This is a genomic window from Chryseobacterium pennipullorum (genome assembly GCF_003384725.1).
GTDB classification, from domain to species: Bacteria; Bacteroidota; Bacteroidia; order Flavobacteriales; family Weeksellaceae; genus Chryseobacterium; species Chryseobacterium pennipullorum.
Genome location: NZ_QNVV01000003.1, coordinates 375,105 through 389,193 on the forward strand (window position 1 = coordinate 375,105; position 14,089 = coordinate 389,193).

Genomic DNA, 14,089 nt, shown 5'->3' on the forward strand with positions numbered 1-14,089 from the left:
AATGAAACAGCCCTGGATACATAACGCAAAAACTGATTGTTGGTTTATTTTATCACCTCCTTTTTTGGTGTTGCTTGTCATTTTTCTTTTTCAGAAACAGATTCAGGGGTTGGAAGACTATTATTCCTTTTATACATGGCTTTTCCTGATTGTTTTTGTGGATGTGGCTCATGTATATTCTACATTGTTCAAAACCTATTTTGTAAAGGGGAAAATACAGCAAAATAGATTGCTTTATCTCGGAGTTCCTATTGTAAGCTGGGTCTTTGGCTGTATCCTGTTTCAGTTCGGAAGTCTTACCTTCTGGTCGGTATTGGCATTAATCGCTGTTTTTCATTTTGTACGTCAGCAATATGGCTTTATGAGAATTTATGCCCGCTTCGAACCGAATAACTGGAGTAAAAAAATAGATGAAATGGCTGTTTATTCCGCTACAGTCTATCCCATGTTGTACTGGTTTAAGACCCCTCGTGCTTTTACATGGTTTGTAAACAATGAATTTGACTGGCTTCAAAACCTACCTGATTATATTCCTTGGATTACACCATTATATTTTGTAATTCTGATTGTTTGGACCGCCAAAACTGTATTTGAAGTTTCTAAAACGAAAAATATAAATATCCCCAAAATTACCTTGATCATCGGAACTTTTCTTTCCTGGTATTTCGGGATCGTATACTTTAACAATGATCTCCTTTTTACGTTTCTGAATGTAATTTCTCATGGAATTCCTTATATCGCACTGATTTATATCCGGGAAATACGACAAAAAGAAAATCATCAGTTGAACCGAATGCTGATTTTTAAATCTTTTTCAGGAATTTTTTTGTTTGTAGGTGTTATTTTGCTATTCGCTTTTCTGGAAGAATTTTTATGGGAAACTTTAGTATGGAATGAACACTTTTCCCTGAATCTATTGATCTCAGAAAAACTGATTCAGTTCCTTGTTCCTTTATTGGTTGTTCCACAGCTTACTCATTATCATTTGGATGGCTTTATTTGGAGAAAACCAAAAAAAGTTAGCTAACTTTGCCTTAATCTTTAAAGTCTAAAAATGAGACAATATTTTTTATCATTAGCAATTTTCCTTGGAATGATTGTTGGAGCACAGCAGAAAACATTCTGCAATCCCATTAATATTGATTATGGTTATACTCCTTTTGAGTCTTTTTCAAAACAGGGAAAGCATCGGGCTACAGCAGATCCTGTCATCGTTAATTTTAAAAATAAGCTGTTCCTTTTCTCCACCAATCAGGAGGGGTATTGGTACAGTGACGATATGCTGGACTGGAAATTTGTAAAAAGAAAGTTTCTGAGGGATCATAAATATATCCACGACCTTAATGCTCCGGCAGTTTGGGCTATGAAAGATACGCTATATGTCTACGGTTCTACATGGGAGCAGGACTTTCCGATCTGGAAAAGTACTAATCCTACCAAAGACGATTGGAAAATTGCGGTAGATACTTTAAAAGTAGGAGCATGGGATCCGGCATTCCATTATGATGAAGACAAAAACAAACTATACCTGTATTGGGGTTCAAGTAACGAATGGCCTCTCCTGGGTACAGAAGTAAAAGTAAAAAATCTTCAGTCGGAAGGTTTCGTCAAGCCTATTATTAAATTAAAACCTGAAGATCACGGATGGGAGAGGTTTGGGGAATATAATGACAACGTTTTTCTTCAGCCTTTTGTAGAAGGAGCATGGATGACAAAGCATAATGGGAAATATTATATGCAGTATGGTGCTCCGGCAACAGAATTCAGTGGATATTCTGATGGAGTATACGTTAGTAAAAATCCTTTGGAGGGCTTTGAATACCAACAGCATAATCCGTTTTCCTATAAGCCGGGTGGTTTTGCCAGAGGAGCGGGGCACGGAGCAACTTTCGAAGACAATTACAAAAACTGGTGGCACATTTCAACCATCTTTATTTCCACTAAAAATAATTTTGAGAGAAGGCTTGGAATCTGGCCCGCAGGATTCGATAAAGATGATGTGATGTATTGCAATACTGCCTATGGAGATTATCCTACCTATCTTCCCCAATATGCACAGGGAAAAGATTTTTCCAAAGGTCTTTTTGCAGGATGGATGCTGTTGAATTATAATAAACCCGTTCAGGTTTCATCTACTTTAGGTGGATATCAGCCTAATTATGCTGTAGATGAAGATATCAAAACCTACTGGAGTGCCAAGACCGGAAATTCAGGAGAGTGGTTCCAGACGGATTTGGGTGAAGTTTCTTCAATCAATGCCATCCAGATCAATTATGCGGACCAGGATGCCGAGTTTATGGGGAAAACTTTAGGAAAAATGCATCAATATAAGATTTACGGTTCCAATGATGGGAAGAAATGGAATGTGATTGTGGATAAAAGCAAAAATACGAAAGACGTTCCTCACGATTATGTAGAACTGGAGCAGCCTGCAAAAGCCCGTTTCCTTAAAATGGAAAATCTGAAAATGCCTACAGGAAAATTTGCACTGAGCGGTTTCAGAGTATTTGGAAAAGGAGCTGGGAAGCAGCCAGCCAAAGTTGAGGGATTTGTGCCTTTAAGAGCTGACCCCAAGAAATATGGTGAAAGAAGAAGTATCTGGATGAAATGGCAGCAGAATCCTGATGCAGACGGCTATGTAATCTATTTCGGAAAGTCTCCTGATAAATTGTACGGAAGTATTATGGTATACGGAAAGAATGAATATTTTTTTACAGGAGCAGACAGAACAGATGCTTATTATTTCCAGATCGAAGCTTTCAATGCTAACGGAGTTTCAGAAAGAACAGCCGTTGCAAAATCTGAATAAATTAAAATAAAGATATTAAATAACACGTTTTGAAATATCAGAACGTGTTATTTTTTGTCTGCCTTAAGAAAGGCTTCGATTTTATCTATAAGAAACTTATCATTGGGCTGTTTATCCCAATCCAGATGTCCACCATTGAATTGATAAGACTCATGGATAACATTGTTTTTAGTTAAAGCTGAATCTAATATTTTCTCCTGGGTAGAAGGTATGACACGATCAGAGTTGCCATAATAAGATAAAGTCGGAGGTGAGTTTTCTGAAATCCAGTAAACAGGACTGGCGAAATTGAAACTTGAACCTCCGGGTTCGATACACCGGGGATTAACCAATCGTTTTTCCAAAAATGAATATTCCTGGTAATTTTTGAAACCCGAATCGGACAGATCTGTAGGCCCCACAATATTAATGACAGCTTTAATTTTTCTCGAGTGATCAGCCTGGTATCCGTACAGCATTGACAAATGCCCACCAGCACTGTTTCCCAATAAAATAAATTGAGGACTATAATGAAGTTTATTCTCTAAAAAATCCATTACAGCAGTAATATCATCAAGCTGACCAGGTAAGGCGTAATCTGTTGCTGACGCCAGCCTGTAATTGATATTAGCAAAAATATACCAGGGGAACTTTTTCATAAGAGACAGTCCAAAAAAGGTAAGTTGTGATTTGTTTCCGGAGCGCCATCCGCCACCGTGGATCATGATAATGACATCTCTCTTTATATCAGCATTTTGGACAGGCATATAAAGATCCATGATTTGACTGGAGTGGTTACCATATGAAATGTTTTCCTCTTTATTAAAACTGACTTTGTTATCAAAACTGATCGTTTTGTCTTTACAGTTTATCAGAAGAAAAAATAATGTGGTAGAGATAATAAGTACACTGCTCAACTTTATTTTCATACATTAAAGATAAAAAACCCGCTGAAGAATCAACGGGTTCACGGTACAAAATAATTGATTGAATATGAAGAAAGATAGTTTATCTCGTTCTGCTCTTGATGGAATCTGAGGCCCCTTCTATATCCCTTACCTTTTTCACTTTCTGATTTCCGAAATTATAGGTAAGACTTACCATTACGTTTCTGTTATAACGATTTTGATGGATGTAATTATAGTTCCCGTTCTCCTGGAAATCTTCAATTTTAACGATATTGGTATTAAGAATATCATTAGCATTAACAGCGAAGGTCCACTCATTCCATACTTTCTTGATGCTGAGGTCTAAACTCATTAAACTTTTTAGTAATCCAAGTTCGATCTGTTGCTTGTCTACAAAGAAATAATTAACCCCAAAGAACCATGTTTTCTTTTTATCAAGGCGAATCGTATTGTTGGTCTGAATCAAAAGACTGGTAGATCTTACCATATTCGTATAAGTGATATACTTGCCGTCTTTATTTTTGAACCGGTCTCCCGTTGTCGGATCCGTATCCAGACTTCCATTGTTGATGTTATGCTGTACTCCTATATTGAAATTCGTCGTCCAGTACTGCTTAAAGAAAGAACGCTGAACCCCAACCATCGCTGACATTTCCTGCTTATCTCCAAAATTGGTCCTGATATATCTCAAAACAGGATTTTTTCCCAGATCTCCATTAGGCGATTCCGGATAACCCTGAAGCGGCACCTGGGTAATAGCATCCTTAAAATAGGAATGATTTAAAATCAGGAAATAGGAATTTTTGTACATATAAGTCAGTTCCTGGTTATACGTGGAAGAAGCTTTCACAAAAGGGTTGTTTTGTGTGTAGTTATCGTCTGTCAGGATATTTTTGACAGGGTTGATTTCCCAGAAGCTTGGTCTTCTCATCCGGCTTGAAAAAGAGTATGAAATATTATTTTTATCATTGATCGCATAATTGAAGCTGGCGTAAGGAAGGATATTGTTGTAATTTCTTTCAATTCTTTTCAAGGCGTCCGTAGGCGCGTTGTCTGAGGTTCCCAGACTATTGGTAATCTCATAGCGGGCACCTATTTTTCCCGAGAATTTATCAGAAAATTTCTTTTCTGCCGTTACGTAGAAACCATAAATATTTTCGTCATAGATAAAATGATTGGGTCTGGAATCGGGAGCCTTCGAGGGATCGAAAGAATAAGTAATGTTTTTAGAATCGTTGTCTGTTTTTGTCCTGTTATAATTGCCACCCACTGAAACCGTAAGGTCATTTTTAAATTTCTGAATATAATCTACCATTCCGGAGAAATTATTGATAATCTGTGGCAGATCCTGAAATACCTGACTGCTCATATCCAGTACGTCCCCGTTGATGTTGGACTTGTAGGTACGGTTATCCGTAAACTGAAATCTTTTATAATTAAGATAGGCGGCATTTACATTCAGCTTGCTGCCCAGAGAATCGGTTTTTAATTCATAATTTAAATTCAGGGAATTGTTGTATGATCTTGCATCTTCTTTATTTTTGGACCATGTATACCTCGTTTTTCCATTAGTGACAATGGTGTTAAACAGATTTACTGTAGAATTATAACTTTTATTAGCCCATGTATTCCATGATAAAGCGAGGTTGCTTTTGTCATTCAGCTGATAATCAATATTCAGATACCCGCCGATGTTTTTGTTCGGATCATCAATATCTCCTGTAGACTCATTGGAGGTATTCACAGTACCATTTCTCAAAGTATACCTTTGGGCCTGAATGTTTTCACCACCATTAAGGTTAGCGCTTATTCCCAGCTTATCCTTTCTGTAGTTCGCTGAAAAACTGGTTTGGCTTGCATTATATTTGCTTTGAGTATTGGAGAATCTCATATTTCCGTTGAGCCCGTCACTCATTTTTTTCTTTAGAATGATATTGATGATTCCATCAGAGGACTCTACCTGATATTCGCTTCCGGGAATAGTAATCACTTCTATTTTCTGGATATTTTCTGCGGGGGTGTTTTTCAGGAACTGAACCAATGACTCAGCATCCATATTCGTTTTTCTTCCATTGATATAGATCAGGGCATTGTTTTTTCCTGCAATCTTCAGTGTTTTATCATCGGTGGACGACAGTAATGGGGTCTGCTTCAGAAGGTCAAAAGTAGTATTTCCTTTTGCAACAGGAGAAGCAGCAACATCATATACAAAACGGTCGCTTTGCTTTTTAAAAACCTGTTTGGTAATGGTAATTCCTTCTATATTTTTTGTTTTCGCCGTATCGGGTTTCTTTTCCTGGGCAAATGCACAGGTTCCGAATATAATGGCCATTGACAAAAGAGTACGTTTCATGTTTGTTTTTTTAAGAGTGGTTATATGAAATAGAGTGTATGATTTAGGTTCTTGATTTTACAGCGTCGTTGGCTGATTTCATTTCCCTTGCTTTTTTCAGTTTCTGATTTCCGAAATTGTAGGTAACACCAATGCTTATTAATCTCGGATAGTTGAAATTGGTGATATTGTTGTATTGCCCGTTGGGCTGTATTCCTCTCACTCTGTAAAAGCTTTGGTTAAACAGGTCATTCACTTCCGCTATAACGGTCCAGTCCCCGATAATTTTTTTCAGACTGATATCCAAACTTTGTCTGGCTCCTATTGTACCTCCTTCCATGGCTACTTTGCTTGAGATAAAATAATTAACACCTAAAAACCAGTCTTTTTTTGATGAAAGGCGAACCGTGTTATTGATGGTAGCAGACACATTGAAGTTTTTGATATCAATGATGTAAGGTTCCAGAACTTCAGTTTCTCCCGGAGTAGGGATAGAAGTAGGATCTTCCAGTACGGCACCCTTGTATGTAACATATCCCATATTGACAGAATAGTTGGTTGTCCAGATGTCTTCAAACCAGGATTTGTTCATTCCCAGCGTTAAGCTGAGTTCCCGGTTCTTCCCATAATTTGTTCTGATGTATCTTAGAAACTTAGTGGTTTCCATTACAGGATTTCCGTCTTCGTCATAGATTATAGTACCCTCGTCATCTTTTTTGGGTGCTGTTACAGTTCCTTGCAAAGGAAGCAGGTCAGAAGCAGATGCATCTTCTACGATATTAAAACTTAGATTGGCATAGAATGCATTTTTGTACATATAATTGAGTTCCTGGTTATAAAATTTGGAAGCCAATATAAATGGGTTGTTCTGGGTATAATTTGTAGGCGTAAAATACGTTCTCGAAGGATTGAGCTCCCAGAATCTAGGTCTTCGGATCCTGCTGGAAAAGGTATAGCTAAGATTATGGTCAGGGTGGATGGCATAATTTAAGTTCAAATAGGGAAGAAGGTTATTGTAATTTCTTTCAAATCCTGTTTTTCCAAGAATATCCCCCGTGCTTCTTGTCATTTCATAACGGGCCCCTATTTTTCCGGACAGTTTTTCAGTCAGCTTTCTCTCATAGTTGAGGTAAAGACCCAGGATATTTTCTTTGTAAATGAAATGGTTGGTTTGATTGATATTCGGAATGAACTCTCCATTGACAAGTTTATCCTGCTGAGTATCATTATCAGTATGGGTTCGGTTATAGCTTATCCCCATCAGCCAGGTTTCGCCTTTTGCTGTTTTCTTTAGATAATCAATATTAGCAGCGTAGTTGTTGATGATCTGCGGTACAGACTGGTGCAATGCCGAATATTTGTTTTTCGGTTTATTATTGAGTGGGAAGGTTTCATTAAAGCTGGCTTTATCCCTGTTAAACCATAAATACGAAACATTAGAAGTCAGTTTACTGCCCAGAGAATCCGTTTTTATTTCGTAGTTTAAATTAAAAGAATGATTTCTCGTTTGTGCATTCTCATAGTTTACAGTTTGGTTGGTTAATACGCCGTCCTGCCAGTTGTTGATATCCAGTATAGAGTTGAAGCTTTTATTGTATCTCATATTGTAGGAAAGCCCCAGACTTTGCTTTGCACTGATCTCATAGTCGATATTGAATCCGCCACCAAAGTTCTTATTAGGATCGTCATTGGATCCATAGGATTCATTTCTGAAAGTGGGATCCCCGTTAGACAACGTATATTTTTGTCTCTCTGTCCAGCTTCCCATTCTGATATTAGAATTACCGGACCATTTTCCCTGCCTGAAATTGAAGGACGCTCCGGCCGAAGGATTGTTATAATACCCCTGTTCGTTCTGCATCTTCATTGTTCCGTTGTAACCATTATTCTTATTTTTCTTCATTACGATATTAATGACTCCTTCTTTAGATTCTACCTGGAATTCACTGCCAGGAACCGTAATCACTTCAATTTTCTGAATATCTTCCGATGGTGTGGATTTCAGCATTTCGATCAATGCCTCAGAATCCATATTCGTTTTTTTGTTGTTGATATAGATGATCGCATCAGATTTTCCAAGGATCTTCAGCGTTTTACCATCGATGCTTGAAATCATTGGAGTTTGCTTTAATAAATTGAAGGTGTTTGTTCCTTTGGCAATAGGCGAGGAGGCTACATCATATACAAGACGGTCTCCTTGTTTCTTGAAAACCTGCTTTCTGATATTGATTGCGTCAATACTGTGTACTTTCAAACTATCTTTTTTCTGCTGGGCTGTAACCAATCCACTGAAGAATATCGCTGCAATAAGAATTTGAGTTTTCATGATATTATTTTTTAATTAATAGCTTGTATGGTTAGTTATTTAATATTACAAAGATATATAATAAATTTAGTATTATGCAATACAAAGTACTTAAAAATATTATTATCGAAATTTAACTTATTGATTTTCAGGTGATAAAAATTTAAGTGTAAATACTGCTTGCTTGCCTTTTCTACATAATAAGACAACTGCAACAATAATTTTGTTACAGCGAAAACTTAAATTTTATTAAAAAAGGAGATTATTCTCTATCGAATCTTGCCAGTTTTTTCTCCACCCATATGGTAGCAAACGGGAAAAATGCAGCTAATAAAGCGAATACAAAATCTTCATCATCCCACTTAAAAATATTTCTTGCCGGGATGCAAAATAAGAGATAAAGAGTGAAAAATAAGCCGTGGATGTTACCAACAACAATAATGAAAATAGTAGGAAGAAGACCTTCATCATCATATCTTTTCCAGATCATGGCAATTCCATACAGGAGAAAACAGGTGATTGCCTCTGCTACGCAGATCTGTTTAAACCATTTGATGATTTTGTCCTGGGGATATTTGGAGAAAAATTTGTTTATGAAGTCCATTCTTTGTTGATTGGTTGTAGATTGAGGTAAAAGCCTTTTTCAGGCTTCAAAAACTTAATAATTTCTTACCTGTAAAATTACTTATAAAAACTGCTTCCGTCCAAATATTCAAAAACTTCTGGGGGAAGCATAGGCCTAACATTTTTGCCCTCTTTAATCATATTGCGTATTTCGGTTGCAGAAAGCTCAATAACCGGAGCTTTTATTAGTGAAATATTATCGTGCTGCAGATAGTCGGAATCTTTCTTTTCCCCGTCAAACACTCTTGGATACACAATGATATGATGGTTTTTGATCAGGATATCAGAATTCTTCCATTTGTGAAGACTGTTCAGGTTATCTTCTCCCATCATCAGGCTGAAAGAATATTCAGGATACTTCTCGTGAAGATAAGTCAGGGTATCGATGGTATAGCTTGGTTTGGGAAGAGAGAATTCCACGTTGGAAGCTCTCATATTCGGATAATTTTTTACTGCAAGCTGCACCATATCAAGCCTGTTGTGATCGTTCAGTAAAGATTTTTTGTCTTTAAACGGATTCTGAGGACTTACAACAAACCAAAGCTCATCCATATCAGAATTTTCCAGAATATAATTGGCCAGAATAAGATGACCGATATGGATAGGATTAAAAGATCCGAAAAATAAACCGATTTTTTTCATTTTTTTGTTAGGTAGTAGATAGCAGGTGGCTGTACTTCAGAATTTAAATATTGGCATCAGGATTCTTTTAAGGTTTACGGGATTGATTTGTTCTGATTCCATTACCTGCAACCTAAATCCTGCAACCTCAGTTACTCTCTGAATTTTACATCCTTGATATTAAGATAATGGGTGACATTTCCCTTCCAGTGATTCTCTTCCACGGTGAAGGCCAGATCGAAGTTCTTGTTTTTAAAATCGTCAACAAACTGTCCGAGCTTGAATCCTACACATTCAATATTTCGTCCGGTAGCTTCCTGCCGGATATAAAACTTAAGATGATTATTATCTTTTCCCATTGTTTTTACATATCCCGAAAGCTTCTGATTCGTCAGCGTAAAGATAGGTTTCATATTATGAGGTCCGAATGGAGCAAGTTTTCTATGGAAATTGATAAACTCTCTGTTTATTTCATCCACTTTGATTTCACAGTCTATAGTGATAGAAGGCTCTTTCTGATGTTCCTGGATTTTTTCCGAAACAATTCTCTCAAATTTTTCTTTGAATGCCTCAAATTTCTCTTTCTCCATAGACAAGCCTGCCGCAGCATGATGTCCTCCGAATTTAAGGAAATGTTCCGAACACATATCAAGTGCTTCATGAACATCAAAATCAGAAACAGATCTCGCTGAAGCTACCATTTCTCCGTTATTACCATCTGTGAATACCAGCGTAGGTTTATAGTACGTCTCAATGAGCCTGGATGCCACAATACCAATCACACCCTTATTCCATTCAGGATGGTAAACAATAGTGGTGTATTTGGTTTCCTGCTGTGATTCGATAATCTGATTCAATGCAGAGAGTGTGGAATTCATGTCAAGTTCACGCCTTTCATCATTGAGATCCATAATATCACTGACGATCTGATGGGCATGCTTCAGGTTATCAGAAACCATCAGCTCTACCGCAGCTCTGCCATGTGAAATTCTTCCGGCAGCATTAATTTTTGGCGCAATCTCAAAAACAATATTCGAAATTTCAAAATGAGAAAGCTTGTCCTCCGGAATAAGTAACCTTAATCCAAGATTTCTGGTTTTTCTGAGAGTTTTTAATCCCATTTTTGCCAATACCCTGTTTTCACCTGTCATAGATACAATATCGGCTGCAATAGAAATAGCAAGAAGATCGGTCAGTTCGAATAATTCCGCTTCCGGTAATTTATAGATGGTATTCAATCCCTGGCAAAGCTTAAAGCCTACACCACATCCGGAAAGCTCTTTAAAGGGATAGCGGCAGTCACTTCTTTTAGGATCAAGAACTGCTGCTGCAGCAGGAATCTCCTCACCCGGAAGGTGATGGTCGCAGATAATAAAATCTATTCCCAGCCCCGAAGCATAGTTGATCATATCGATCGCCTTGATACCACAGTCCAGGGCAACAATCAGTGAAAAACCATTTTCTTTGGCAAAATCAATTCCCTCAGTAGAAATTCCATAGCCTTCGGAATTTCTGTCAGGAATGTAATAATCCAGGTATTTTTTCTCAACAATTTTGCTGAGATAAAGGTACATTAAGGCTACTGCTGTGGTTCCGTCCACATCATAGTCTCCATATACCAATATTTTTTCACCATTTTCAATTGCCGTTGCAATACGCTCTACAGCTTTTTGCATATCTGCCATTAAAAACGGATTATGAATGTCGGTAAGGTTCGGTTTGAAAAATTCTCTGGCCTTTTGATAATTGTCAATCCCTCTTAGAACGAGGAGCTTAGATTCAAAAGTACCAAAACCAAGTGACGAACTTAGTCGGTCCACAACTTCCTCATCAGGTTCGGGCTTGTAAATCCATTTTTGACTCATTTCACAAAAATAAGGAAAAAAAATAGCATTGTGAAAAGATAGAGAATGAAGTTTTGACTTTATAATTGTTAAAAAATAATTATCTTCGTGCTCCAAATTTGAAATGACTATGAAAAAAATTACACTATGCCTGATCTTTTTAGGCGCGATGAATTCAATTAATGCACAAAAGATTAATCTCGGTAAAGCAGCCGGAATAGTTTCCAATGGTGCAAAAGCCTTAACATTTACCAACGACGATGCTATTAAATTATCCAAAGAGTCAGTAGACTGGATGGATAAAAACAATCCTGTAGCCGGACCCAAAGATCCGTATACTGTGAGATTGAATAAACTGTTTGCGAAACACAAATCCCAGGATGGACTTAATTTGAATTATAAAGTATATAAGGTAAAAGATATCAATGCTTTTGCTTGTGCAGATGGAAGTGTAAGGGTATTTTCATCTTTGATGGACATTATGAATGATAACGAATTGTTGGCTATCATCGGCCACGAGATCGGTCACGTTAAAAACCAGGATACCAAGGATGCCATGAAATCGGCTTATCTGAAAGCTGCAGCTCTAGATGCCGCTTCATCAGCCTCTTCCACAGTAGCAACGCTTAACGATAGCCAGGTGGGAAAAATGGCCAATGCATTTCTGGATGCTTCACACAGTAAAAAACAGGAGTCTGAGGCAGATACCTATTCTTATGATTTTATGAAAAACAACAAATATGACGTTGTAGGAGCGTATTCTGCGTTCAAAAAATTAGCGTTGCTTTCACAAGGAAGCACACAAACCGGTTTTGAGAAAATGTTCAATTCTCACCCGGATAGCGAAAAAAGAGCGCAGGCTATCAAAAAGAGAGCTGAAAAAGACGGGCTATGGAAAGATCCGGGAACCGTTTCTCTTCCTACTTCGAAACTGACAAAATAATTATTTTATTTATTGTTTAAACGAAAATACCTCAAAGCATTGCTTTGAGGTATTTTTATCTTCAGCTGATAATGTATCAGATTAAGAGTACATTTTCTCTCTTAATTCTTTTACTTTTTTGTCAGCAAGGTATTCGTCATAGGTCATCTCTCTGTCGATGATTCCGTTAGGAGTAAGTTCAATGATTCGGTTACACACCGTGGAAAGCATTTCGTGGTCATGGGACGCCAGTAAAATATTTCCTTTGAAATTAGATAGTGAGTTGTTCAAAGTGGTAATACTTTCAAGGTCAAGGTGGTTGGTAGGTTCATCCAGTAAAAGAACATTTGCTTTCTGAAGCATCATTCTGCTGAACATACATCTCATTTTTTCACCTCCTGAAAGCACTTTACAGGATTTCAAAGCTTCATCTCCTGAGAAAAGCATTCTACCTAAGAATCCTCTTACGAATTCTTCATGACGCTCTTCATCATTTTTGGTGAATTGTCTCAACCAATCCACAAGGCTTAAATCTTCCTGGAAGAAATTTGTGTTGTCAAGGGGCATGTGAGATTGATTCGTTGTCACTCCCCAAGCCACTGTTCCTTTGTCTGCCTCAACATTACCCGCCAGAATTTCAAAAAATTCCGTAATGGCTAATGAGTTTTTAGAAAGAACAGCTACTTTATCTCCTTTTTTAAGATTTAGATCGATATTTGAGAACAATAATTCTCCATCTTTTGTTTTTTCAAGACCTTTTACATCTAAAATCTGATCTCCTGCTTCTCTTTCCATCTCGAAAATAATAGCCGGATATCTTCTTGAAGAAGGTTTGATATCATCAATATTTAATTTGTCGATCATTTTCTTTCTTGCCGTAGCCTGTTTTGCCTTAGCAACGTTAGAGCTGAATCTGGCAATGAAGTCCTGAAGCTCTTTTTTCTTCTCTTCAGCTTTCTTATTAGCCTGAGCTCTCTGTCTTGTGGCCAGCTGAGAAGCCTGATACCAGAAAGAGTAATTACCCGTGTAAAGGTTAAGCTTGGAATAATCAAGGTCACCAATGTGCGTACACACTGTATCTAAGAAGTGACGGTCGTGAGATACCACGATTACTGTATTTTCATAATCAGCAAGGAAATCTTCTAACCATGAGATTGTATCAATATCAAGGTCATTGGTAGGCTCATCCAGAATCAATACATCAGGATTACCGAAAAGTGCCTGAGCCAAAAGAACCTTTACTTTGTCTTTATTCTCCAGTTCACCCATCAGCTGCCAGTGCATATCATCACTGATCCCTACGTTTGAAAGCATGGTCTGTGCATCAGATTCTGCAGTCCATCCACCCATTTCATCATAGATTACACCCAGCTCACCAGCCTTGATTCCGTCTTCATCGGAGAAATCTTCTTTTGCGTATAACGCATCCATTTCCTCCTTTATCTCATATAATTTTTTGTTACCTCTTAAAACAGCTTCAAGAACAGTATACTGATCGTAAGCAAAGTGATCCTGCTCCAAAACTGACATTCTTTTCCCTGGCTCCAGAGATACATTTCCTGTTGTAGGATCCTGCTTTCCTGTTAATATTTTAAGGAATGTAGACTTTCCCGCACCGTTTGCTCCGATGATTCCGTAGCAGTTTCCTTTGGTAAACATAATATTTACCTCGTCAAAAAGAACTCTTTTCCCGAATTGTAAAGATAAGTTAGATACTGTTAACATATAGTTTTGTAAATTTGGCG

At 37.5% G+C, this 14,089-nt stretch carries 10 protein-coding genes; 3 read left to right on the top strand and 7 right to left on the bottom strand.

Annotated elements, in window-relative coordinates:
* Position 1 precedes the first annotated feature (1 nt).
* Positions 2-1,027, top strand: coding sequence for a hypothetical protein (locus DRF67_RS06145; protein ID WP_115927423.1), 1,026 nt, complete (start codon positions 2-4; stop codon positions 1,025-1,027).
* Between the two features lie 27 nt (positions 1,028-1,054).
* Positions 1,055-2,809: a discoidin domain-containing protein gene (locus DRF67_RS06150; RefSeq protein WP_115927424.1), complete on the top strand. Its 1,755-nt coding sequence runs from the start codon at positions 1,055-1,057 to the stop codon at positions 2,807-2,809.
* 47 nt (positions 2,810-2,856) lie between these two features.
* Here the strand turns inward: DRF67_RS06150 and DRF67_RS06155 are convergent, their stop codons facing one another.
* The 6 genes from DRF67_RS06155 to recJ all read right to left on the bottom strand — a co-directional run bounded on the left by DRF67_RS06155 (position 2,857) and on the right by recJ (position 11,443).
* Complete coding sequence (locus tag DRF67_RS06155; RefSeq protein ID WP_115927425.1) at positions 2,857-3,717, bottom strand: alpha/beta hydrolase; 861 nt, start codon at positions 3,715-3,717, stop codon at positions 2,857-2,859.
* 79 nt (positions 3,718-3,796) lie between these two features.
* Entirely contained in the window at positions 3,797-6,049 is a 2,253-nt protein-coding gene (locus DRF67_RS06160; RefSeq protein ID WP_115927426.1) for an outer membrane beta-barrel family protein, read from the bottom strand.
* A 43-nt stretch (positions 6,050-6,092) separates the two neighbouring features.
* Positions 6,093-8,354 (bottom strand): outer membrane beta-barrel family protein, encoded by a 2,262-nt coding sequence (locus DRF67_RS06165; RefSeq protein WP_115927427.1) that lies wholly within the window; start codon positions 8,352-8,354, stop codon positions 6,093-6,095.
* Positions 8,355-8,595: 241 nt separating this feature from the next.
* Positions 8,596-8,937 (bottom strand): DUF3817 domain-containing protein, encoded by a 342-nt coding sequence (locus tag DRF67_RS06170; protein ID WP_115927428.1) that lies wholly within the window; start codon positions 8,935-8,937, stop codon positions 8,596-8,598.
* 77 nt (positions 8,938-9,014) lie between these two features.
* Positions 9,015-9,599 (bottom strand): nicotinate (nicotinamide) nucleotide adenylyltransferase, encoded by a 585-nt coding sequence (gene nadD / locus DRF67_RS06175; RefSeq protein WP_115927429.1) that lies wholly within the window; start codon positions 9,597-9,599, stop codon positions 9,015-9,017.
* Between the two features lie 131 nt (positions 9,600-9,730).
* The gene (gene recJ / locus DRF67_RS06180) at positions 9,731-11,443 is read right to left on the bottom strand and encodes a single-stranded-DNA-specific exonuclease RecJ (RefSeq protein WP_115927430.1); all 1,713 of its coding nucleotides are present in this window, start codon (positions 11,441-11,443) and stop codon (positions 9,731-9,733) included.
* Positions 11,444-11,552: 109 nt separating this feature from the next.
* On the opposite strand from recJ, the gene DRF67_RS06185 reads away from it, so the two are divergent.
* Complete coding sequence (locus DRF67_RS06185) at positions 11,553-12,365, top strand: M48 family metallopeptidase (protein WP_115927431.1); 813 nt, start codon at positions 11,553-11,555, stop codon at positions 12,363-12,365.
* Positions 12,366-12,446: 81 nt separating this feature from the next.
* Here DRF67_RS06185 and DRF67_RS06190 read toward each other — a convergent pair whose 3' ends face one another.
* A complete protein-coding gene (locus tag DRF67_RS06190) occupies positions 12,447-14,069 on the bottom strand; it encodes an ABC-F family ATP-binding cassette domain-containing protein (RefSeq protein ID WP_115927432.1) in 1,623 nt (540 codons plus the stop codon).
* Between the last annotated feature and the right edge of the window lie 20 nt (positions 14,070-14,089).